The organism is Ruegeria sp. CL5, assembly GCF_056536485.1.
On sequence record NZ_JBQFPS010000014.1, the window covers coordinates 87,476 to 110,613 of the forward strand.

General features: G+C 55.3%; 18 protein-coding genes and 1 tRNA gene. 6 read left to right on the forward strand and 13 right to left on the reverse strand.

All coding sequences use genetic code 11. From position 1 onward, the window contains the following. Positions 1–27: 27 nt before the first annotated feature. Together recN and ACR0IU_RS19955 are read left to right on the forward strand one after the other, a co-directional pair. Positions 28–1,677: a DNA repair protein RecN gene (recN, locus tag ACR0IU_RS19950; protein WP_480717463.1), complete on the forward strand. Its 1,650-nt coding sequence runs from the start codon at positions 28–30 to the stop codon at positions 1,675–1,677. 104 nt (positions 1,678–1,781) lie between these two features. Further along, positions 1,782–3,467 carry a chloride channel protein gene (locus tag ACR0IU_RS19955; protein ID WP_480717464.1) on the forward strand — a complete coding sequence of 562 codons (1,686 nt, stop codon included), beginning with the start codon at positions 1,782–1,784 and terminating at the stop codon, positions 3,465–3,467. Here ACR0IU_RS19955 and ACR0IU_RS19960 read toward each other — a convergent pair whose 3' ends face one another. Continuing rightward, on the reverse strand, positions 3,468–4,838 hold the full coding sequence (locus ACR0IU_RS19960; protein WP_480717465.1) for a DUF3179 domain-containing protein: 1,371 nt from the start codon (positions 4,836–4,838) through the stop codon (positions 3,468–3,470). It abuts the gene before it with no gap. Between the two features lie 316 nt (positions 4,839–5,154). Between ACR0IU_RS19960 and speB the strand changes: the two genes are divergently transcribed. Then, entirely contained in the window at positions 5,155–6,126 is a 972-nt protein-coding gene (speB, locus tag ACR0IU_RS19965) for an agmatinase (RefSeq protein WP_480717466.1), read from the forward strand. A gap of 212 nt (positions 6,127–6,338) precedes the next feature. On the opposite strand, the gene ACR0IU_RS19970 is transcribed toward speB, so the two are convergent. From ACR0IU_RS19970 to ACR0IU_RS20015, 10 genes are all read right to left on the reverse strand, one after another. Beyond that, positions 6,339–6,728 (reverse strand): VOC family protein, encoded by a 390-nt coding sequence (locus tag ACR0IU_RS19970; RefSeq protein WP_480717467.1) that lies wholly within the window; start codon positions 6,726–6,728, stop codon positions 6,339–6,341. Further along, positions 6,725–7,039 (reverse strand): ArsR/SmtB family transcription factor, encoded by a 315-nt coding sequence (locus tag ACR0IU_RS19975; protein ID WP_170543638.1) that lies wholly within the window; start codon positions 7,037–7,039, stop codon positions 6,725–6,727. The genes ACR0IU_RS19970 and ACR0IU_RS19975 overlap by 4 nt, the downstream gene beginning before the upstream one ends. A gap of 165 nt (positions 7,040–7,204) precedes the next feature. Next, entirely contained in the window at positions 7,205–8,425 is a 1,221-nt protein-coding gene (locus ACR0IU_RS19980; RefSeq protein ID WP_480717468.1) for an aminopeptidase P family protein, read from the reverse strand. Between the two features lie 160 nt (positions 8,426–8,585). Continuing rightward, positions 8,586–9,797 carry an ABC transporter permease gene (locus ACR0IU_RS19985; protein ID WP_480717469.1) on the reverse strand — a complete coding sequence of 404 codons (1,212 nt, stop codon included), beginning with the start codon at positions 9,795–9,797 and terminating at the stop codon, positions 8,586–8,588. A 5-nt stretch (positions 9,798–9,802) separates the two neighbouring features. After that, a complete protein-coding gene (locus ACR0IU_RS19990) occupies positions 9,803–11,077 on the reverse strand; it encodes an ABC transporter permease (RefSeq protein WP_170781857.1) in 1,275 nt (424 codons plus the stop codon). 70 nt (positions 11,078–11,147) lie between these two features. Next, a complete protein-coding gene (locus ACR0IU_RS19995) occupies positions 11,148–12,239 on the reverse strand; it encodes an extracellular solute-binding protein (protein ID WP_170476914.1) in 1,092 nt (363 codons plus the stop codon). 102 nt (positions 12,240–12,341) lie between these two features. Next, complete coding sequence (locus tag ACR0IU_RS20000) at positions 12,342–13,442, reverse strand: ABC transporter ATP-binding protein (protein ID WP_010442565.1); 1,101 nt, start codon at positions 13,440–13,442, stop codon at positions 12,342–12,344. A 132-nt stretch (positions 13,443–13,574) separates the two neighbouring features. Further along, positions 13,575–14,288, reverse strand: a complete 714-nt coding sequence (locus ACR0IU_RS20005; protein WP_170476910.1) for an aspartate racemase/maleate isomerase family protein — start codon at positions 14,286–14,288, stop codon at positions 13,575–13,577. Continuing rightward, entirely contained in the window at positions 14,285–15,430 is a 1,146-nt protein-coding gene (locus ACR0IU_RS20010) for a M24 family metallopeptidase (protein ID WP_480717470.1), read from the reverse strand. The genes ACR0IU_RS20005 and ACR0IU_RS20010 overlap by 4 nt, the downstream gene beginning before the upstream one ends. Next, positions 15,427–16,470 carry a pyridoxal-phosphate dependent enzyme gene (locus tag ACR0IU_RS20015; protein WP_480717471.1) on the reverse strand — a complete coding sequence of 348 codons (1,044 nt, stop codon included), beginning with the start codon at positions 16,468–16,470 and terminating at the stop codon, positions 15,427–15,429. Before ACR0IU_RS20015 ends, ACR0IU_RS20010 begins: the two co-directional genes overlap by 4 nt. A gap of 215 nt (positions 16,471–16,685) precedes the next feature. On the opposite strand from ACR0IU_RS20015, the gene ACR0IU_RS20020 reads away from it, so the two are divergent. Further along, positions 16,686–16,771 (forward strand) — tRNA-Leu (locus ACR0IU_RS20020). An 8-nt stretch (positions 16,772–16,779) separates the two neighbouring features. Here ACR0IU_RS20020 and ACR0IU_RS20025 read toward each other — a convergent pair. Beyond that, positions 16,780–17,277: a hypothetical protein gene (locus ACR0IU_RS20025; RefSeq protein WP_010442561.1), complete on the reverse strand. Its 498-nt coding sequence runs from the start codon at positions 17,275–17,277 to the stop codon at positions 16,780–16,782. Next, positions 17,270–18,031, reverse strand: coding sequence for a helix-turn-helix transcriptional regulator (locus ACR0IU_RS20030; protein ID WP_480717472.1), 762 nt, complete (start codon positions 18,029–18,031; stop codon positions 17,270–17,272). Before ACR0IU_RS20030 ends, ACR0IU_RS20025 begins: the two co-directional genes overlap by 8 nt. 611 nt (positions 18,032–18,642) lie before the next feature. Between ACR0IU_RS20030 and ACR0IU_RS20035 the strand changes: the two genes are divergently transcribed. Together ACR0IU_RS20035 and ACR0IU_RS20040 are read left to right on the forward strand one after the other, a co-directional pair. After that, positions 18,643–21,054, forward strand: coding sequence for a hypothetical protein (locus ACR0IU_RS20035; RefSeq protein WP_480717473.1), 2,412 nt, complete (start codon positions 18,643–18,645; stop codon positions 21,052–21,054). 129 nt (positions 21,055–21,183) lie between these two features. Beyond that, entirely contained in the window at positions 21,184–23,130 is a 1,947-nt protein-coding gene (locus tag ACR0IU_RS20040; RefSeq protein WP_480717474.1) for a type I secretion protein, read from the forward strand. Positions 23,131–23,138 lie beyond the last annotated feature (8 nt).

Here is a 23,138-nt window from a genome sequence, read left to right on the forward strand (position 1 = left end):
GCTAAAGGCGTGGGACGCTAAGACCCGATGCTGCGCGCCCTTGATATCCGCGACATGCTGATCATCGACCGGTTGGAGCTGACGTTCCAGCCGGGCTTGAACGCTTTGACCGGTGAAACCGGGGCAGGCAAGTCGATCCTCCTAGACTCTTTGGGTTTTGTATTGGGTTGGCGCGGGCGGGCTGAACTGGTCCGTCAAGGCGCTGAACAAGGCGAGGTTGTCGCTGAGTTCGAGTTACCTGAAGGCCATCCTGCCCATGCCGTGTTGGCAGACGCCGGTTTGCCTGGGGGCGAGGATTTGATCCTGCGTCGGGTCAATACCGCTGAGGGACGTAAGACTGCTTGGGTCAACGATCGTCGTTGCTCGGGTGAGGTGTTGCGGGCTTTGTCAGAAACCCTGATCGAGTTGCATGGCCAACATGATGACCGGGGCTTGCTGAATCCGCGTGGCCATCGCGCAATGCTGGATGCGTATGCAGAGGCAGAGGACAAACTAGCCGCTGTTCGCTCCGCCTGGGGTCAAATGTCCACTGCTCGAAAAGTGTTGGCTCAGACCGAAGCTTCGCTGACCTCCATGCGCGCGGAGGAAGAGTTCTTGCGTCATTCCGTGGCTGAGTTGGACAAGCTAGATCCGCAGCCGGGTGAAGATGCCGACCTCGACGCTCGCCGCCGTATGATGCAGGGGGCCGAGCGCATCCGCGATGACGTAGCCCGCGCTTTTGCGTTGATGGGCGGAGATGGGGCCGAAGGCGCCATGGCCGACGCAGTGCGCTGGCTGGAAGGTGTCTCGGACCATGCGGAGGGGCAGTTAGAAGAACCCATCGCTGCGCTTGGCCGTGCCCTAATCGAATTGGGTGAGGCGCAGGATGGTGTGAATTCCTGCCTGCAAGTGCTTGAGTTTAACCCCTCGGAGCTGGAGCAGATCGAAGAGCGTCTCTTTGCGATCCGCGCATTGGCCCGAAAACACGATGTGGCACCAGACGAATTGGGTCCCTTCGCTGATACGCTGCGCGACCGTCTAAACCGGTTAGACGCCAGCGATGCAGATATCAGCGATAAGCGCGCTGCCGTTGCCGCTGCACAGGCGACTTATGACAAGGCAGCTGAAGCTCTTAGTTCTTTAAGGCAATCTGCAGCCAGAGCGCTCGACAAAGCGGTCATGGGGGAACTTGCGCCGTTGAAAATGGAACGCGCGGTTTTCCAGACCGAGATTGCGCCCGGCGATCCCGGTCCCGACGGCATCGATGCAGTAGCCTTTACCGTCGCCACGAATCCCGGCGCGCCCTCAGGGCCACTTAATAAGATCGCTTCGGGCGGGGAACTCAGCCGCTTTCTGCTGGCACTCAAGGTTTGCCTGACCGGCGAGGATAGTGCCCGCACAATGATCTTTGATGAGATCGACCGGGGCGTTGGCGGAGCCACCGCTGATGCGGTCGGGCGGCGTCTGGCGTCGCTGGCCCATGGCGGGCAGGTGCTGGTGGTGACGCATTCGCCGCAGGTCGCTGCCCGAGCGGCACATCATTGGCGGGTGCAGAAGCAGGTGGCAGGGGATCAGACCCTGTCAACCGTGACCCCATTGTCCGATCCTGATCGCATTGATGAGATTGCGCGCATGGTCGCGGGTGACACAATTACGGATGAGGCGCGCGCTGCAGCTCGTGCCCTGCTTGAGGCTTAACGCGCAACGCCTGTAAACAAACCACCGTGAACCGACTTTTCTCTGCGCTCCACGTCGCTTACTAAAGGTCAGCGACCATTCTTACGCGATCCCCATGAGGGCCAATGACCCAGTCCACCCGCACTGTGCTGCGTAATCAATTCAATCAGGCACTGTCGGCCCTGAAAGATGCTTGGCGCGTGATGCTCCATCGTGGTCCCAGCCAGATACAATTCTGGTTTATCGCGCTGATCATCGGGATCGCTGCTGGTTTCATGGCGCTGGGGTTCCGCATGTCCATCGCGTCGCTGCAAGCCTATCTCTATAGCACTGACAACATTCTTTTCCTTCATAGCCATGCTGAGAAACTGCACTGGTTCTGGATATTCATCACACCCGTCATAGGCGGATTGGTTGTCGGGGTTCTATTAAACCGATTTACAGATGATGGACGGGTACGTTCGGTCGCGGATGTGATTGAGGGATCGGCCATAACTGATGGGCGCGTCGAGAAAAAGGCCGGTATCGCATCGTTCATTGCCTCGTTGATCACGCTAAGCTCGGGTGGCTCGACGGGCCGAGAGGGGCCGGTCGTGCATATGGCAGGGGTTATTTCGACCTGGGTTAGCGACCGCATTCGCGCAGATGGGATCACCGGGCGTGATCTTTTAGGCTGTGCTGTGGCTGCCGCTGTCTCAGCCAGCTTTAATGCCCCAATTGCAGGAGCGCTGTTCGCGCTTGAAGTTGTGCTGCGCCATTTCGCCGTGCATGCCTTTGCCCCTATCGTTATCGCATCGGTCGCAGGTACAGTGATCAACCGTCTGGCATATGGCGACGTGACCGAGTTTACGTTGGACACGCCCGGTTCGCTGCAGTTTTATGTCGAATTGCCTGCCTTTCTGATCCTCGGACTGATCTGTGGGTTGGTATCGTTGCTGCTGATGCGCTCGATTTTTTTTGCTGAAGATATCGGCACACACATCCAAAATCGATTATCGCTACCAGGCTGGCTGCGCCCGGCAGTGTCTGGTGCGATGCTGGGTCTATTGGCGATCTGGTTCCCACATATCATCGGCGTGGGTTATGAAACGACAATACGCGCCCTGACAGGTGACATAGTATTAACTGCGGCAATCGTGCTGGCAGTTGTGAAAACAGTTGCAGTTGCCATCACCATGGGCGGGCGCATGGGGGGTGGAGTCTTTTCCCCTTCACTGATGATTGGGGCGCTGACCGGGTTGGCTTTTGGTCTGATCGCCACCGGCCTGCTACCCGACGTATCAGGAACTCATACGCTCTATGCTTTTGCCGGGATGGGTGCCGTTGCTGCAGCGGTTTTGGGTGCTCCGATCTCGACAACGCTTATCGTCTTTGAATTGACCGGAGATTGGCAGATCGGCCTCGCCGTGATGGTTTCGGTCTCGATGTCCACAGCGCTGGCCTCGCGTCTGGTGGACCGGTCGTTCTTCCTGACACAGCTGGAACGTCGCAATGTGCATCTGGCCGCCGGGCCTCAGGCCTATTTGCTGGCCATGCTGCGGGCGGGCACGGTGATGCGACCGCTTGGTGGAATCCGCTCAATAACGAAAGAAGAAGCGCAGGCGCTGATCGAACAAGGGCTTTGCGTCAAGGCCAGCGCCACGCTCGAGGCTGCCATGCCCTATTTTGATCGCGACGACATCCCCTGTATCCCGGTTGTCATAGTCGACGAAGAGGGGTGTGAGGATCCCGTCGGAGCGCTCTATCACGTCGACGCACTCAAGGCGTATAACCGCGCACTGGCCGCGACAGCGGCTGAAGAACACTCTTGATCAGCCGTCATAAACGCTGGCTGCATCACCCAGATAGTTATCCCAGGCAAACCAGTAGGAAATATGCCCGGCCACCCGCGGCAATTGCGTACCATTCGGGGAGACCAGCGCCTCTTCGGTGACAGTCCATTTGGTCCCTGCTTCGTCGAGCAGCCCGCCGTTCGGTGTTGCACGGAACTGATGCGGACCACGTTCGTACGCGCGCACGCTGCGTTTGTCTGGATCGCCCATCAGCATCAGGTTCCGCCCGCCGATTACATCATTGATGACCGGTTTGCCCTTAAACGCATCCAGAGGCCAGGCCCGCGCTGCGCCAAATTGGCGAACGGCAAACACATAGTCTTTTTGTCGATGCTTGGATTGATCGACCAGCGCAGGGAACATCAGATCAGGCGAGGCAAAATAGTCACGATACACGACACCGGATCCATAGTTGCGTCGATAACCAGTGTTCAGCGACAGAACCCGGGTATTGGGATGTGAGGCTTTCCAGCTATCCCAACGTGTAATCACCACCGGGCGCTGCCTAAGCTCGATCCCACTTTCTGTCAGCGGACCTACAACAGGTTTGCCGGTATACTGGTTCCAGAGCGAATGCGTTTCACGATCGAACATCAACTTGTTTGAACGATAAAGGAAACCGGATGAACCAAAGATAAAGGGTTTCCGTCGCCCTGCGCCCTGCGTTTCAAACAAGATTCCGGAACCGCAAAGTGTGCAGTAAGCGAGCGCAACCGGAACGCCGCCGATTACATCATTGAACATCTCATGCCAGCCCATGATCCGCAGAGGATAAGCGCGCTCGTCTCCGTTGATCGAAACGCCAAAGACCAAATCATCGTCTTTCAGATAATCTGCCTGCACTGCTGAAATCAGTTTCGGATTATCCAGTGACGGGATGCCATCCTTGACCACGCCGCCCCAGGATATCTCTTCCAGTCGGATCTTCATTTTGTCTCGTTTCAGATACTCAGGTCGCAGAAACAGGTCAAAATTCTGATCAATTCCCAACAGAACTTCGCGCTTGAAGGGTGCGAGTGACGGATGGGGTACAATCTGTGCGTTCCGTTCCTGCCATAGCATCCATTCGAACCAATCCGTGCCGTGGTTCTCCCCGGTCAAAGCTTCCATGACTTTGGCGATGTCGCGTACGCGACGCCCGCTGAACCGCATCGAAGTCAAAAGCGCAGGGACAACATCGGGGTTATCTCTCTCGGTCAGAAACTCCATACCGGCTTCGAATTCAGCACTATCTCCAAACACGGTTGAGCGCACGGCCTCATATACAGGGTCTTCCTGTGCCCACAGCGTTGTGGGCAAGACCATCCCAGCGCTAAGAAGTCCCGCAAATCCTCGGCGAGTGATCGACATGGCATCCTCCGGTTTCGTTCGCGCCTAGTCTGCCTGCAAATCTCATCACATACACGAAACACCCGCGTGAGGCGTTCGTAACATCCCGCGCTCAAGAGTTCGGTTGTTGGTACTATGAAGCCAATTTTTTCTTACGTGCCGCGACCTGACATTCGTAGCGACTTATTAATTTGAGCCCCCGAAACGCAATTTGGATGTTTGCAGGTTTCGTTGGCTCGACATCGTGCGTTTCTCTGCACATGATGCTCGACAAAGCTCTGGGGATCGGATTTTTTTCGATAACTGTTGCCGGGAAATACAAAAAGGAAAACACCCCATGCAGGATCATGGCTATGAATCTGGCAGATTGAATCTACCGTTTGTTGGTATTTCTACCTTCGCAAAATCACCATACGTCGCGGATTGGAATGCTATCGATGCAGATGTTGCGATATTGGGGGCGCCGTTCGACTTCGGGACCCAGTGGCGCCCCGGCGCGCGGTTTGGTCCGCGGGCCGTGCGCGAGGCCTCGACCCTATTCAGTTTTGGTCATGCCGGTGCTTATGACCACGAGGATGACGCGACCTATTTGGATAGCTCGGTGCGAATGGTTGATCTTGGGGACGCAGATATCATCCACACCAAGACCGAAGAGAGCCATGCAAATATCGCTTATGGCGTAGGCAAAATCCTGCAGGCGAAGGCTTTGCCCGTGACCATCGGCGGCGATCATTCGATCAACATCCCATGCGTCAACGCCTTTGCCCAGGATTGTGAACAGAATGGGCCAATACATGTGGTTCAGATCGATGCCCACTTGGATTTCGTGGATGAACGTCACGGCGTTACCGCCGGACACGGTAACCCGATGCGGCGCGCGATTGAGAAAGACTATGTTTCGGGCATGACGCAGCTTGGTATTCGCAATGTATCCTCCACCGCGAAGGAAGGGTACGAGGACGCCCGCGCACGTGGTTCGGACATCTTGTCGGTAAGGCAGGTACGTAAACTAGGAACCGAGTCAGTGTTAGCACGCATTCCAGAAGGGGCGCGGTATTATGTGACGATCGATATCGATGCGTTTTGCCCTTCGATAGCCTCAGGCACCGGCACGCCCAGCCACGGCGGATTTCTATATTATGACGTGCTGGAGATTCTGCAGGGACTGGCCAAGCGCGGAAATGTTGTTGGCATCGATTTGGTCGAAGTCGCGCCTGCCTATGATCCCACCGAAAGCACCCAGATTCTGGCGGCGCAGTTGTTGCTGAATTTTCTTGGTTTCATCTTTCACGAACGCGCACAGCGATAGAAGATACGGCTTGTCACTTCGTCCTATGCATTTCGTGGTGCATGTTCGGGCGAAACGCCTTGCTCTTAATAAAGCCGCTTCGAACAGAAGCTCCCGAAGGCTTCTTCGGGAGCTAACTATGTTGAATGTCTGCAGCGCTGTGCTTTGCCACCGATGATACGGGCTCAACAAATGCCCAGTTCATGGATTGGTGGATATCTTATGCTTGCCGTTCAAACATGTAGTTCAACCAATTGGATAAGGTTTCCGCAGGTGTCATCAAATACAGCCATGATCGCACCGCCAGCCTTCACAGGAGGTTGTGTGAACACGACACCTTTAGATTCCAGTTTGGCAACTTCTGCATCGATATCGTCAACGCTGAACGCTGAAACGGGAATGCCGTCAGCCATAAGTGCTTCTTGATAGGCGCGCGTAGCAGGATGTGCATTCGGTTCAAGGCCCAACTCCACCCCATCTGAATCGTCGTCGGAGACCAATGTCAGCCAACGATATTCTCCGAGGGGAATATCATGCTTCACAACAAACCCAAGTTTGTTGGTGTAGAAATCGAGAGCCTTGGACTGATCATCAACAGCGATGCTTTTCATATACATTTTCATCTAGTGTCTCCTTGAGAATATAGTTCCACCCAGGGGTTGATTGCATCCGAAATTGGCGCTGATACAAGCGTGTGAATCTTGGTGCGCCCTCGCCAGGTCGTGGCGATGAGACCAGCCTGCTCCAAAGTGTTCAGATGTCTTGTGATGCCTTGTCTGGATATTGTGACTGAATGCTCTTCGAACAGTCTTGCGCAGAGCTCAAAAAGCGTCTGGTGCTCTCGTTTTCTCAACTCATCAAGGATCAACAAGCGCGTTGTGTCACCGAGGGCGCTGAAAAGAATGCTTAGCTGCGGGTCGAATTGAACGCTCATGCCGCATAATGCAACAAAATTGTTGCATGTCAAATCGAACCTGCGTTAGTGAAAATTGCAGCATTGTTTAAGTTCGGCTCGGAGCGAACAATGCGCTCCGAGCCTTTTTGTCGTTTGTCTGCGCTATTTAAGGTAATGGGCTGCTATTGCGCCCCACTTGTTTACTTACGCGCCGATGATGTTGTGGCCGGGGCCGTAGGGGAAACCGGTGATGTTTTCGGCCCCGTCCTCACCGACCACGAGGATATCGTGTTCACGATATCCGCCTGCGCCGGGCTGACCTTCGGAAATCCAAAGCATCGGCTCGATTGAGACAACCATGCCGGGCTCCAGCACCGTGTCGATATCTTCGCGCAGTTCCAGACCGGCCTCGCGCCCGTAGTAATGGCTGAGGATGCCGAAGGAATGGCCGTAACCGAACGAGCGGTACTGCAGCAGGCCCTCATCTGCGAAGAAACGGTTGATCTCAGCGGTGATGCCCGAGCATGTCGCGCCGGGTTTGATCAGGCTTAGGCCCAGCTCATGCGCGGCTACATTGGCTTTCCACAGGCGCAGGCTGTCTGCATCGGGTTCACCAAGGAACAAGGTGCGCTCCAGCGCGGTGTAGTAGCCCGAGATCATTGGGAAGGCGTTCAGCGACAGGATATCGCCCTTTTGCAGCGCGCGTTTGGTCACTGGGTTGTGGGCACCGTCGGTGTTGAGTCCGGACTGGAACCAAACCCAAGTATCGCGATACTCGGCGTCCGGGTAGGCGCGGGCGATTTCCTCTTCCATCGCGTCGCGACCGGCCATGGCGATCTCGATCTCGGTCGCGCCTTCGCGGATGGCCGCATGGATGGCAGCCCCGCCGACGTCAGCGGTACGCGCGCCGCCTTTGATCAACTCGATCTCTTCTGCGGATTTCACCATGCGGGCAAACATCGTGTCAGGCGCGATGTCGATCAGTTCCGGCTGACCCAGCATGTCCAGCGCCGTGTTGCGCGCCGCCAAAGTCATGTGGTCGCCTTCGATACCAATTCGCTTGGCCCCGCCGATCAGGCTGGCCACGGCGCGCCAGTAATTGTCACGCTTCCAGTCGGTATAGATGACATTGTCTTCGACCGAGCGCCGCCACGGCTGGCCCGCGTCAATATTGGCCGAAACGGTGGTGCAGGCATCTTGTGTCACCACGCAGCCGTAAGGGCGACCAAAGGAACAGTACAGAAAGCCAGAATAATAGGCGATGTTCTGCATCGATGTCAGCAGGACTGCAGGGATGTCATGCTTGGCCATGATGGCGCGCAGTTTGCCAAGGCGGCGGTCGTATTCGCCCTTGCTGAACGGAAGGGGGGCTTTGTCGCCATTGTGGCAAGTGAAGAATTCGGGGCGTTTTGTTGTGTCTGTCATCACAAGGTCTCTCATCTTTGCCGGGCGGCAAACCCGGCCACTTGTCCCGGCGTTCAGGACAGGCGGTCTCGGGGTCCGAGAGCCGATCATCCCAGTGTGTCCGCGACGCCATCGCGGCTGGGATGAACGGGTGAATCGTTAGATTACGCGCGGGCCTGCGTCAAGACGGGGAAAGCCCCCGCAGACGCTCGGACCGGCGGCGCAGCAATTCAACTGTGGTCAACAGCGCGATCGAAATCACAACAAGGATTGTCGCCACAGCCAGAATGGTCGGACTGATCTGTTCACGCAGGCCGGTGAACATCTGCCAGGGCAGGGTCTTCTGGCTGGCCGAGCCGACAAATAGCACAACAACCACTTCGTCAAACGAAGTAATGAAGGCAAACAAACCGCCCGAGATCACGCCCGGCAGGATCAAGGGCATCTGGATCTTGAAGAACGTCCGCACTGGACCCGCGCCCATATTCGCCGCCGCCCGTGTCAGTGAACGGTCGAAACCTACCAGCGTCGCGGTCACGGTGATAATCACGAATGGAATTCCCAGAACGGCGTGGGCAAGGATGACTTTCACATAGCCAACGAAGTTCTTGTTCATGCCCAGTGTGCCCTCCATGAAGCGACCGATATCGCTGTAAAAAAAGAACATGCCGGTGGCAGAGATGATCAGTGGCACGATCATGGGTGAGATTAGAATGCCCATGATGGCGCGCCGGCCGGGAACATGGCTCTGGCTGAGGCCGATGGCTGCCAGCGTACCCAACGAAACCGAGATGATTGTCGCAATCGGGGCGATGATCAGCGAGTTCTTGAAGCTGCGCTGCCATTCATTGTTGGTAAAGAAGTCGCGATAATGCTTCAGCGAATACCCTTCGGGGTCTAGACGCAACATTTCCGGCGTGAAGGTAAAGAAGTCCTGCGCGTTGAACGACAGCGGCAGCACCACGAGAATCGGGGTGATCAGGAAGACGAAAATCGCACCGCAGATCACCCGGAACAGGTAGTGATAGAACACTTGTTTCGGCGTCAGGTACGGCAACAATTTCTGACGATAACGGCCTTCGTACAGCCAATAGATAAACCAGACGAAGAACCATCCGCCCAGCAGGCCAAGAACGCCACCCATCGCGCCAGAGAACAGAAAACCGACAATGCCAAAGCCCAGAATGTTAATCCAGCGGGCCAATTTCTCATTCTTGAGGACCGTGATGTAGATCCAGGCCACGGCTGCGATCAGAGCAGCGCCACCTATTATGCCGAGCAGTATCGACCCATTGCCCGCGCCGACAAAGATACCGGCGAAGGCTCCAGCCAGCGCGACGCTGGGTAGGACCATTGAAAGTGGTTTGCGGGATATCGGAGTAAGTGCGGCCATGTCGATTATCCCAGTTTCACGTTATCAATGCCGACGATCTTGTCGTAGCACCAGTAGAGCAGCATAACGACCGCCAGAAGGATCGTCCCCAGTGCCGCTGCCAATCCCCAGTTCAGCGAGGACGAGATGTGGTAAGCGATCCGGTTCGAGATGAAGACACCCTTGGTGCCGCCGACGATTTCGGGCGTGATATAGTAGCCAATCGCCAGAATGAACACGAGGATCGAGCCGGCGCCGATGCCCGGAATGGATTGCGGGAAATAGATGCGCCAGAAGGTCGTCCAGTTGGTTGCGCCCATGGATTTTGCAGCACGGGTATAATAGGGCGGAATGGTCTGCATCACCGAATACATTGGCAGGATCATGAAAGGCAGCAGGATATGCGTCATCGCAATTATCGTGCCGAATTGGTTGTTGATGATCACTAGTCGCGCGTCATCAGCCACCAGCCCAAGCCAGACCAACGTTTCGTTGATCACGCCTTGTTGCTGCAGCATCACCTTCCAGGCTGATGTCCGTACCAGCAGCGAAGTCCAAAAGGGGAGCAGGACAAGGATCATCAGCAGGTTCGAAACCCGCATCGGAAGTGTCGCCAGCAAATAGCTAACTGGGTATGCCAGCAGGATACAGGCTCCGGTAATCACCAGCGACATGAAAAGTGTTCTGCCGAACAGCTTGATCAGGATTTGCTTGTCTTCGGGTTGAGACTGCGCCCCTTCAGGGGTGCGGCGCATGTCGACCGCGTTGAGGAAATAACCGTTGGTGACAGCAGGAGAGTGCGTCTTGATCACCGCCCAGGTCTGCGGTTCGCCCCAACCGTCATGAATCTCGATCACCTGGTCCTTGAATGGGCCATCGGTTTCGGGGTCCATCTTGCCTAGCTTCCGGCCTGAGCGGCGGAACATCGAAGACATGCCTGTCTCTTCGTAGTTCAAACGCGAGCCCAATCGGGTATGTGTCTTGTTGTCTACGGCCACGACCATGTCTCGGACGAACGCATCATATACTGCCTCGTCCGGCAGTTCGCCGCTGGTCTCATCCCAGTTCTTCAGTGCCTCAACCGTAAGAGGCAGCGTTTCCTGCACGATGCTATTTTCAACCGAACGGAACAGCATCGAAGCAATCGGCACGATGAACGAGAACAAAACAAACAGCAGCAAAGGGGCCACCAGCATCAATGCGCGCAGCTTTTGCCGCCGCAAAGAACGTGCAAGCGATTGCTTGAGCGGTGTTCCGTCCGCTGCCAGCATAGGTCCGGCATTTTGGCTAGCGTCAGTCATCGGTGCCCCTTGGGTTTTCTTTGGTCCGGGGGCGGCGCACCGCCCCCGACTGTGTCAGGAAATTAGCCGCTTATTGCGCCAACCACGCCTGGAATTTGGCGTCGATGTCGTCGCGGTAGTCCGCCCAGAACTCGTAGTTATACAGGAACGTGTTCTTCGCGTTTTCCGGATCGGTTGGCATGTGCGGTGCCATGTCGATGCCCAGTTCGGCGTGCTGACCCACCAGCGGTGCCGACGAAGCACGGGCCGGACCGTACGAGATGTACTTGGCCTGATCAGCCAGACGCTGAGTGTCGGTCGCGAACATGATGTAGTCCAGCGCGCGCTGCTTACGCTCATCGCTTAGGCCAGCAGGAATGATCCAGCCGTCCAGATCGAACACTTGTGCGTCCCACAGCATCGCTACGGGCTGCTTCTGCTCTTCGATCACGCTGAACAGGCGGCCGTTATAGGTTGAACCCATGACGACTTCGCCATCAGCCAGCAACTGCGGTGTATCCGCACCGGCAGACCACCAGACTACGTTGTCCTTGATAGTGCCCAGCTTGGCCAGCGCTTGCTCCTGACCTTCCGGAGTTGCGAGCACGTCATAGACGTCATCCTTGGCGACGCCATCGCAGAGCAGGGCCCATTCCATGTTGTTGATCGGACGCTTTTCTAGCGAACGCTTGCCCGGGTAGTTTTCAAGATCGAAAACAGCGCAGATATCGCTGGGCGGGTTGTCCCCTACCAGATCGGTACGATAGCCGAATGTGGTCGAATAAACGATCTGAGGAATAAAGCAGTCGCTGACAAGCAGGTCGCCGAAGTCGTCCGCAGCCGAGGTGCCATCGGGTGCCGGGGCCAGCATGGTGTCAGGGTCGATTTCCATCGCCAGACCTTCGTCGCATAGACGGATCGCGTCCGCAGCAACAACGTCAACCACGTCCCAGGTGATGTTACCCGCTTCGTTCATCGCGCGCAGTTTGGCAACCGCTTCGGCTGAACTGTCATCGTTCAGGATGGTGACGCCGGTTTTTTCCGAATAGGGCTCGTGATAAGCCTTCAGCTGCGATTTGGAATAGGCTCCGCCCCAAGAAACGATTGTCATCTCTTCAGCAGACACCCCGCCAGCCGCTGTCGCCAGCGCTGCTGCGGTCAGCAGTGTTTTGGTTGGTTTCATGTGTTACTCCCAGTACTTCCCGTTTATCATAGTGTCAGCTGACGCACGGGTTTTCGCCAGCCGGTCCCTCGGTAAAACCGCGCTTGTGCCGCGCGGTTTGGTCTATGCGTCGAGCGCACGACAATCCTTGGCCAACCAGCCGATATCGATCTCTTGACCGGGCTGTAGGCGAACGGCATCGGGGGCGTTGCGCGTCTTGACGATGAACTCGTCATTCCCGGCCACCGACATGCGGAAGCGGAACACGTCACCCATATAGATGAACTCTTTGACTGTGGCCTTTAGCGTATGTGCGTCCGCATGCAGTCGGTCTTTGTTGAATTCCACACGTTCGGGCCGAATCGAGACCTTGGTCCGTTCACCCGGATTATGCACGTTGATCGGAACTGCATCGATTTCCGATCCGTCATCCAACTGCACAAGACAAGTGTCACCGTCTATCGATTTAACAACGCCTTCTAGTGTATTGTTTTCACCGATAAATTGTGCAACGAAGCTGTTTTCAGGTTCTTCGTATAGTTGATCCGGTGGCGCCAGCTGTTGAATGCGGCCATCGTCGAATACCGCCACGCGGTCGGACATGGTCAGGGCTTCGGTCTGGTCATGGGTCACGTAAACGGTTGTGATACCCAACTCATGCGCCAGACGGGTAATTTCGAACTGCATATGCTCACGCAGTTGCTTGTCGAGCGCACCCAGCGGTTCATCCATCAGAACCAATTCGGGCTCGAACACCAGTGCTCGGGCCAGGGCGATCCGCTGTTGCTGACCACCAGAAAGCTGCGCTGGACGGCGGCCGCCAAAGGCGCCCATCTGGACCATATCCAGAGCCCGTTTGACTTTCTCTTCCCGTTCAGACTTTCCAAGCTTGCGAACCTCAAGTGGGAACGAAAGGTTCTCGGCTACGGTCATGTGCGGAAACAAAGCATAGTTCTGGAACACCATCCCGATACCGCGTTTGTGCGGCGGAATGTTGTTGATAGGTTTCCCATCCAGAAGAATTTCGCCATGTGTGGCGGTTTCGAATCCGGCAAGCATCATCAAGCAGGTTGTTTTGCCTGAACCGGACGGCCCGAGCATAGTCAGGAATTCGCCCTTTGGCAGTGCCAGGTTGAGATCTTTAACGACGAGATTCTCGCCGTCATAAGACTTTTGCACGCGTTGAAATTCGACAAACGCAGCGTCGCTATTTGTGTCGGTCACAAGACCCCCTGTTGCGTCAATTGACTATCCGGTTGGTCCGGATTTCATTGATCTTCTCGTGTATTAAACCCGAGGCTAACAAATGGTCGCAAGCCCGTAAAGCAAATGGATTACTGATAACGCCGCTTTTGCCTAGTTTTGCGACATGTTCAGCTTCTTCATATGCCAGGCTAAGCTTTGATTGCTTGAAAGAACCGGTTTGCGGATCACCTTTTCGATCCGGGGAATCGCAGCAAGGGTTCGCAGGTTCGTACAGCTCAAGAACACCGCATCGACGGCTGAATCAGAGCCCAGACGGATTGCGGCTTCAACCACAGATTCGGTTGATATACGCACCACCTTGGCTTCTTCTGCCTCGCCAAAAGTGCCGAATACATCCATCGTGATTCCCTGATCCGCAAATGCGCGACGCAGCGGGGTGTTCACTTCTTCTATATACGGGGAGAGCAGCGCAAACTTCGATACCCCTCGATCCTCGGCGCAAGCTGTCGCGGCGCGCAAAGGATTCGTTACCGTTTGAACATCACAGGTCTGCTTGACCATTTTCTCAACCTGATCCGACCCGATGACTGAGCTGGCGGACGTACAGCCATATCCCACAACCCGATATCGCCGTGCCTTGGGCAGCAAATCGGCCGCTGCTGGCAGGTCGGTTTCCATCTGCGCTAGAGTATCAGTGTTAACCTCATTCCCACTGGGTATGCGGCTGACATAGAGTGGGCTTTTGTCATTGGCGAAAATTGTACGAAACTCAGGCTCGATTGTCTCATCCGTCTGTAGCACGATCAGGCCCATTGGCACCGCTGAGGGATCATCCGCATCTAGGATATAGGGCAAGGTGCTCATAGCTCAGGGATCTCCGGTCCGATGCGCGGGCTTAGGAATTCAGGCGCGCCCTCGGTGATTAGAATGTTTTCTTCATGAACGAGGATCTTGTTGTTCAAGGCGATGCCTGGCTCCAGAGTTAACACCATCCCGGCCTCCAATTCTGTATGGTCATCAGGGATAAGCGAGGGCCATTCAGTCAGTGACATCCCCAACCCGTGGCCCAGCCGACCAGCATCCGTACCAACACCACCGTTAGTCAGGATCGCATTCATGGCATGAAACAATTGCGACGCGGTGGCACCGGGACGAGCTTGTTCAAAGGCGGCGTCCGATGCTTCGATCAGCCGCGAATGCGCCGCACGAACGGGCGCGCTTGCCGGACCGACCGACCAGTTGCGATCATAATCACAGAAATATCCATCGCGTACGAGGCCTGTATCCAGCATCAGAACATCACCCGACCTAAGTGGCGTTTGACTGGCAGGGGAGATCACGTCTGTGTACCCGCCTTGCTCGGCACCGCCGGCCAGATAGGGAACCCAGTCCGCGCCTTCCTCAAGGCAAAGCATCTGAAAATGTCGAAAAATCTGATCGAGCGGTGTACCGGCCGAGGCAATTTCCGGCACCCGTGCAAACGCGCGCGCGCTGACTTGGCAGGCTGCTCGGATCTTGGCGACTTCGGCATCAGATTTCACCATGCGCAGCCCCCTTAGGATGCCATGGTCCCCGACAATTTTGCGCGCACCTATAGCTGATTGAAGGCGTCTTAAATCGGCCAGAGGCATGCGCAGATGAGTCTCATGCCCATCGGGGCAACCGATTTCATCGCCCTCGGCCGTCAATTCGCTCAGCGTATCCGCCAGCAAAGATACCCCGTCATCTATTAAATCGGGTGCACTCCAGGTGCGAATGTCATCAATCCAAGTCTGCGCCATGAGCGCGGCACCAATGGAGGGAATTACTGCAACCGGTTTACCGGTGGCAGGTACAATCAGAAACCAGGGTCGGGTCGGGCTTTCCCAGAACCGAGAGAGATAGCCGGTGAAGTATCGTAGTTCGGGCTCCGTTGTCAGCAAAAGGGCTGCAAGACCCGACTGCTGCATCCGCGTTTGAGCGCGCGCAACCCGAGCCTCGAACTCTGCCGGAGCGAACCCAATCATGCCGGTTGCTCAGTCAACATGCACAGAACCTTGGCATCAGGGCCAATTTCCAAACCGGTGCGGCTGGCGTCGTCCAAGACAGCGGCAATTCCAGCGCCTCCCGAGGCACTGGTTTCCAACCCTGCCTCTGCCATGACAGGTAACTGGGCTGCTACGTCAGTGTCGCTGATGGTAAGAAATGCATCAGCATCCCGCGCAAGCCCATTCAACGCAATAAGCGACGGTTCTTTGCAATCCAACCGACCCATGATGCTGTCTGGCCCATCTGCAAAAACGCAGTGCCCGGCCTCGATGCTGGCCTGAAGCGCGGGGGCGGACGTCGGCTCCACAACAATGATCTGTGGTTCGTCACCCCAAACCACGCGTGCATAGGCGGCAACAGCGCCAGCCATGCCTCCGACTCCGGCCTGCAGCAGAATATGGGTGGGCGCTTCGGGGCATTGCTTGGCTGCTTCGACAGCCATTTGTAGATACCCTTCCATCAAAAGATGTGGGAGTTCGGTGTACCCGTCCCAAGAACTATCTGAGAGCAGGGTCCATCCATTTTCTTGCGCGGCAAGGTTGGCGGCCTCCATGCTTGCTGCGTAGTCCGCACCGGCCCGAACCACCTGTGCGTTTTGCGCGCGCAGACGTTCGGCAAAGCTCTCGGGAACGGTTTCCGCAATGTAAACCACCGCATCGGCCCCGAAGACACGAGCACCGGCGGCCATACTCATCCCGTGATTGCCCGCGCTTGCCGTGACATATGTACGCCCTTTGAGGGTGTCGCTGCCTGGTTTGTCCGAAGCCTCGTTCGCCTGACAGGCAATAACATAAGCAGCGCCCAGAGCCTTGAACGATCCCAGACCCATGCGTGGCCGTTCATCTTTGACCCAGAGGCTTGCGACCGGTGCAATCGCTGATGCATCAACCAAGGGCGTTGGCTCAAAATCCGGGCAGAACGAACGGTGCCGCCCCAGTCGAACGGTTTCGACTGACGGGTAGGGGGCCTGATCCGCAAGCTTGGATCCGTTTCGAAATGGGTTGCTGATTATCTTCATTCTTCGCTCCCTGACCGGATTATGCGCAGACGTGAACGAATTGCCCGAACCCTGTCAAGTAAAGCGTATCCTTGAAACGTCCGGTTCTGAATTTTGATCGCACCGACATTCGAATTTATGGATCAATCCATTGAGTATCTTTTCAATCGTTTTGGTTGCTTGTAAGAGATTGTCTAGGTCATCAGAGTGGTTTGAAATTGTCGCTCAGGTGATATGCGGGCGTGATGGAATGGTAGACATATCGGACTTAAAATCCGAAGGCCTTAGTGCCGTGTGGGTTCGAGTCCCACCGCCCGCACCAGTTGAGCTTCAGACCGGGAAACCCAGCCGGGATATCAGTTTCCAGATGTCTTTGTTCGCGTCCGAAAGCTGAGAGACGACATCCTCGATTTCTTTCATCGCTTTGTCATCCACCGTATCTTCCCGTCCTAATTTAATATCAGTTTTGCGATCAGCGATTCTCATCAGGATGGTCTTGGGATTTCCGCTTTCCTGATCAAAGGAGTAAATGCAGTGGTTGTACTTATTCCGGATGGAGGACAAGCGAGACAATCGCTGGGTGTGTTCAAGGATCGGATCACGGATTTCAGGCGCGCGACCTTCCATCTTCGCAAGACGCTCGACCAGATCGATGCGGGCTCGCGTCGTGTTCAAAGTCAGGAAAATAATCACTGCTACATCTTTGTTGGCCTCGGTTAGCCCAGCAATGAGGTGGATCAGAAGGCTTTCGGTATTTGTCCACATGTAATTGAGGCGACCCACCAGAAGGATGAGCCGGTCAAATCGGGTTTCGAAAGCCTCATCCAACGGCTGCGCTACGCGCTTCGTTCGGCGCGACCTCGAAATAGAAATGAGCGGCCTCGGTCCGGTTGCTCACATCGATTTTGCCCGAAACATTGTGCATGTGCAGTTTGACTGTATGTTCAGTAATGCCAAGCCTGGCCGCAATCGTTTTGTTGCTTTGGCCCTTGGAAACAAGCCTCAAAACTTGTTTTTCCCGGCGTGTAAGCTTTGCGTATTGCAGTAGTTTGTCGGGTGACCGAGTTCTGGTCGCAGGCTGTTTTTCGATTGGTACGTCCGCTGCGCCTGGCGATGCCGCCATACTGTCGGCCAGAAAACAAGGCAGGTGCAGTTCCTCATGCATGAGAAGCCGCAATATCGCGCGCCACACATCCGGAGCGACGTTCATCGGCAGATATCCGATGTTGCCAAAACTCGTGCGGTCCCAGTGTTCGAACAACATCCGAGCGGGGCTTTTCTTGCGATATGCGAAGGCAAGGCAGCCGTTTTCGGCAACTTTTGCATAATCGGCGGGTCGCGCCAGCAGCTCATCCAGCATCATCTGATCCACCACGATTATTCGTTCGGCGGAACTCGCGACACAACTTTTGGCCAGCACGTCTTCCAGGTGATCAAAACGCTCTGCACGAACACCAAATTCAGTTTGAACACTTCTTAGGGTTTGGTCCGAATAGAACAGTTCTTTGCCGATAAATATGATCGAAAGCTCTTCGGGATATTCGATTTGACTACGGGCATCGTCTTGTAAGGAATAACTCACTGATCTTCCCCCACTAGTAAAAACGTCACCTTCTGAGCCAAAAAATGCGGGCACAGGGTTAAGCGACGTGAGAAAAATTTTTGTTCAAATTACGTTTCATCATACCTGAAAGTACGGGTTTCAGCAACCAGAGGCAGTACTTAGGAGCCGCATATCTAGAACCTTTGATCAGGTTCAATTTCATTCCAGATTGCCTAACCTGATGAAATGGCTTCATTAATAATGATGTTCGATCTGCCGAGATTGTTTCCCCTTCGATTTGGCGATGGAAGGGACAATTTTTTCCAATAAAGCGCATTAATAATAAGCAGTTAAAGAAACTAATGCTTTCGACCAGCTATGCATGCCTGCTCATGACTGCAACCATGATGGTGCTTTGATTTGTAAAGCGCACTTGAACCTGACGTGCCCATGGATTCGCGTATTTTGGCGAGACCCCCATGGTCACGGAATCGGCTAAGCCGAGAAAGGGGGGCAAACCAAACAGAAGACGATCACTGCCGCGCGAGTGTCCAGTTTGACGCTCTGTGCGCGACGTTTGTTTTAACCGCGCCAGTAACCGCTTTGTAGATGAATGGCGGTCGGGTGCTTCCGTAAAAGTGGAATTTATTATGAGACGCCAGCCTAATCAAACGACAACCGTAACAACAGTTGATGAAGTCCAAATCGACGATCTGGACGCCGATTTTGATACTGATATCGCAGTAGACGAAGCAAATATCGAAGCGGACATCAACGCTCAACAACAGCAACAAGAGCAAGATGTTGATAATTCTGCGAACAATTCTGACTCACAGGACCAAGATCAATCACAACGTTCAAGAAATGATAATGACAACGATCAGGATCAGCGCCAAAACCAAAATCAGAACCAGCAAAACACCAACGGTGGAGAAGACAACAACGACAATGACAACTCGAACCACAACGAAGTGAACATCGACTTCGGCGGCGGCGAGTGGATTCCGCGCGATGACGACAAAGTAGATGTCGATATCGAAGATATTGATGGCGATGTAGGCGACGTAATCACCGCAGGTGACGACCTGGATTATGATCCCGGTGATGATATCAACATTGATATCTCACAAGATGGCCCAGGAAACGACTTCGCATCCATCAACAGCCAGTACGCGAGCCTAGAGGATAACGACTCACTAGGTAACGCATCGGTATCAAATTCAGGTGACTTTAGCCAAAGTGGCAACGCTCATGGAGGTGAGGCCTACGCGGAAGACGGTATCGACGTAAATAACGATGGTGGCGACTCGGGTGATGGCGGAGAGAGCTATGGAGGTGATGCCGATGGCGACACCAGCGGCAGCCATTCGTTTGCACTCGGTGGTCATTCTGGAAACGCTGATAGTTCGGCGTCTGGTGGTGATGGCGCATCTTCGGGTGATGCCTATAACGCAAGCCTTGGTCTTGGTCTTTCCGGTGCGCACTCCAGCGGTGACAGCACCGGTGGCGATGGCGGTGACGCCGATAGCGAGTCCAATGCGGATAACTACGGTGAAGCAAGCGCAGACAGCGACTCGACCGGTGGCGACGGTGGTAACGCTGAATCGTTTGGTCTTGGTCTTGGCCTAGCTCTGTCCGGATCGAACGCTGATGGCGATGCAGATGGTGGTGATAACACCTCAGGCGCGCTGGCTGCCGGTCTCGGCCTAGCAGGCAATGACTCGTCAACCGGAGATGCTGATGGTGGAGATGGTGACGCTGAAAATGACGGTTCGGCTGACAACTCCAGCGAAGGAACCAACGAAGCTAACGAATCTTCCTCTGGTGGTAATATTGGTCTGGGTCTGGCGGGTGCGGGTGCACTTGGCCTGAACGATGCCGATGGCGGTAGCGGTTCTGGCGGCGAAGGATCAGGTGGTGAAGGCTCAGGCGGCGAAGGCTCAGGCGGCGAAGGCTCAGGCGGCGAAGGCTCAGGCGGTTCCGGCACTGGTGGCAACGCCAACGGTGGTGATGGTACCGGTGGAGATTCGGGCTCTGTAGAAGAAGCCTTCCCATTCCCGGTACTCCTTGTCGAAGAGGAAGATCCAGACGGTGAAGAAGAAGCTGCAGCTGGTAACTCGAACGGTACCGGCGGTGACGGTGGTACTGGTGGTGCTGGTACCGGTGGTACGGGTACTGGCGGTACGGGTACCGGTGGTACGGGTACTGGTGGTACAGGTACTGGTGGTACAGGTACTGGTGGTACAGGAACCGGGGGTGCAGGTGGCGGTTACGTAGACACAGATGCGGCAGCGCAAGGCGTTGGTGACCAAGATGCCGCTGGTCCGGTAATCACGCAGTCACCCGGTGACGTCGACGGCTCGGCCGATAACGATCAGGACGTTGATGGTTCCGGTGGTAACGGTGGAACCAACACAACCAATGGATCTGCGGACGCCAGCGGTGATGGTATGGCAACCGCCGAAGGTACTGGTGGTGCAGGCGGAACAGCCAACCCCGAGTCAAGCTCGGCGGCAAGCGGCGCAGGTTCTGCTGACGCAACCAACGAAGCCGGAAACGGTGGCGATTCCGAAGCGTGGTCCGATGCAGCCAATGACGGTTATGCAGAAAGCCTTGCCGAAGCGATTGCCGGATACGGTGGTGACGCGTCATCTGACAATGATGCAGACTCGTCGGCTTCGGGTGACGCAACCGGTACCGCAACGTCCGGCGCCGGTGGTGCAGGCGGTGCAGCGGCGTCGAATGGCGGAACCAGTGGTGACGTCATGGGCTCGTCGACTGGCGGTGCAACCACGGGTGCGATGAACACCGGTGGCGAAGCTTCCGGCGCATATTCAGGTGCCGGTGGTGCTGGTGGTGACGGCGGAATGTGGGGCTCGAACAACGGTGGCGATGGTATCGTCAACGGTGAGTCCTACGCATCAGCAGCTGCAGTAGTCGATACATCGGCCTTCAACCAATCGATCGTCATGGGTGCCAACGTGCTTGGTAACTCGGTCGATACGACCATGGTTGGTGGTTCGATGACATCGTCCTACGCAAGCGACGACACCGACGTGTAAGACCAACCTTTCGGGGGCCGCATTCTCGGCCCCCATTAAATGAAATCGCCGGGGCCACACGATGTGGCCTTGGCCCAGTAAATCCCGAACCGGAAATTTATGCCGGTAAGGGGGTAAGGGATCATCGAAATGTCATTCGATAGTGTTACCGAAAAGATTGCACACTTTATTGGAACTTTTGATCTCACGATTGAAAAAGCCCGGCTGAGGGATCAGTACGAAGAGTTCACCGCCGTCAGACGCAAGGCGGAACTCGACGAACTGGAAGAGCCCGCAAAAATCCGGGTCAAAGCAGATCTTGAATTAGACCCGGGCAAATTTGGCCCGCTACCCTATGGGTTCAACACCCCCCCGGCCACTCCTGAACTTCCACCACTGGTTGAGGGACCGGACATTCAAACGGCCATCACACTAGAGCCACCACTCACTGACGGTCCACCGTTGCCTGAGACGACCACCGGCATTGGCGCAACGTTCATAATCGAACAGAAGCTTGAAATTGTGACCGAACTTATCGGCTCGGCAGTAACCTATACATTCCAGAACATTTTTCTACGCGACAATGATGTCGTTGGCGAAGGGGATTTTCGCGACGTCGACCAACTTATCGCCCAGGCAGAAGCAGCAGCGCAGGTTGCGGCCTCGATGCATGGGTTTGCTGTGCCTTCATTCTCGATCTCCGACTATCTGTCTATCGAATATGTGGAGACATTGGCCGCAGAGATGCTCGCACCGATCAATATCGAAGTTGAAGGCGCAGTTGTTTATCAGTTCCACGGCGAAGACGCGATGGGTGTAATCGTCAATGGTGAGTATGTGGACGAAGCCCCGGTTTGGGATGACCTTTTGCCCGAGCATCACAGGCCCGACGAAGAGGAAGAGGATGAAACGCCTGATGCGATGCCTGCGGAATGGGATCAGGATGAGGATTCCGAATTTGCCGATGGCCACACGGTGATTGCAGGCGGCAATCTTGCGATCAACGAAGTGAACGCAACTGTAGCGTGGGTCGACGCGCCCTACATCGCCGTGGGTGGAAAATCGATCGAGTTGGCCATGATCAGCCAAGTTGCTGTTGTATCGGACACGGACAAAGGCACGAATGGTGACTCGGGCACCAACGTGGTGCACTCTTCGACAATCGAGGTCGAAGGTAATTCCGCACCTTGGCTGAAACAGGATTCAAGTGACGACGACGCTCCGGCATTCATACATGTTGATTGGATCACCACTGACCTGATCGTCGCTAATTTTGTGAAGCAGAACATTGATGCGACAGATATCGATCACATTGATACCGAGATCAACGCGACGACGACGCTCTATGCACTGGGCGACAATGAGATGGTGGATGTCACAAATATCCTCCAACTTGGCAGCTATTATGATCTGATCATGATTGAAGGCGACATGATTACGGTCGATGCGTTCATCCAAACCCATGTGTTGATGGATGACGATGTGGTTACGGGTGGACTGCCTGGGCCCGTCGAAGGATCGGATGAGAACCTGGTCATGAACGAGGTTTCTCTGAAGAAAGAAGGCGAAGACACGCATCAAGAGATGCATAGCTCAATGGCCGAAGCGATGGCCTTTGGCGAAGACGACATGGCGTCCTTGGAAGAGGCGCTGATGAACGATCCAATGTTCGCCGGGATGGAGCAGATGCGTGTGCTCAAGGTCGACGGATCGCTGGTGCAGGTCAATGTCGCCGAGCAATCGACCATGCTTGCTGATCAGGATGACGTACATCTGCATGGCCCAAACGCCGATGAGACCGAAGTGGTTGCGGGCAGTAATGCGATGCTCAATGCCGCCCATGTCACCAAGGCGGGTGTGGATTCAGTCGTCATGGCTCAGGACGGGGCCTTTTCTGATCTATTGCTACATCAAGCAAGCCTGATTGATATGCCGACGAACGAGGACATCGCCGAGATGACCAATGAGGCGATCGCCGCCATTATGGAAGAGGCAGGTATGCCCGGTTATGAAGGCGGTATTGGCCCTCAGGGCAACGATCTCACGCCCAGCGAATTGGCGAATTCCTCTGATGGCCTGCAAACCATGCTGGCCTGATTTTCCCT

Bases quoted from the DNA above. Each gene is read 5' to 3' on its own strand.
- recN (WP_480717463.1), top strand. From the start codon at position 28: ATGCTGCGCGCCCTTGATATCCGCGACATGCTGATCATCGACCGGTTG.
- ACR0IU_RS19955 (WP_480717464.1), top strand. From the start codon at position 1,782: ATGACCCAGTCCACCCGCACTGTGCTGCGTAATCAATTCAATCAGGCA.
- ACR0IU_RS19960 (WP_480717465.1), bottom strand. From the start codon at position 4,838: ATGTCGATCACTCGCCGAGGATTTGCGGGACTTCTTAGCGCTGGGATG.
- speB (WP_480717466.1), top strand. From the start codon at position 5,155: ATGCAGGATCATGGCTATGAATCTGGCAGATTGAATCTACCGTTTGTT.
- ACR0IU_RS19970 (WP_480717467.1), bottom strand. From the start codon at position 6,728: ATGAAAATGTATATGAAAAGCATCGCTGTTGATGATCAGTCCAAGGCT.
- ACR0IU_RS19975 (WP_170543638.1), bottom strand. From the start codon at position 7,039: ATGAGCGTTCAATTCGACCCGCAGCTAAGCATTCTTTTCAGCGCCCTC.
- ACR0IU_RS19980 (WP_480717468.1), bottom strand. From the start codon at position 8,425: ATGACAGACACAACAAAACGCCCCGAATTCTTCACTTGCCACAATGGC.
- ACR0IU_RS19985 (WP_480717469.1), bottom strand. From the start codon at position 9,797: ATGGCCGCACTTACTCCGATATCCCGCAAACCACTTTCAATGGTCCTA.
- ACR0IU_RS19990 (WP_170781857.1), bottom strand. From the start codon at position 11,077: ATGACTGACGCTAGCCAAAATGCCGGACCTATGCTGGCAGCGGACGGA.
- ACR0IU_RS19995 (WP_170476914.1), bottom strand. From the start codon at position 12,239: ATGAAACCAACCAAAACACTGCTGACCGCAGCAGCGCTGGCGACAGCG.
- ACR0IU_RS20005 (WP_170476910.1), bottom strand. From the start codon at position 14,288: ATGAGCACCTTGCCCTATATCCTAGATGCGGATGATCCCTCAGCGGTG.
- ACR0IU_RS20010 (WP_480717470.1), bottom strand. From the start codon at position 15,430: ATGATTGGGTTCGCTCCGGCAGAGTTCGAGGCTCGGGTTGCGCGCGCT.
- ACR0IU_RS20015 (WP_480717471.1), bottom strand. From the start codon at position 16,470: ATGAAGATAATCAGCAACCCATTTCGAAACGGATCCAAGCTTGCGGAT.
- ACR0IU_RS20035 (WP_480717473.1), top strand. From the start codon at position 18,643: ATGAGACGCCAGCCTAATCAAACGACAACCGTAACAACAGTTGATGAA.
- ACR0IU_RS20040 (WP_480717474.1), top strand. From the start codon at position 21,184: ATGTCATTCGATAGTGTTACCGAAAAGATTGCACACTTTATTGGAACT.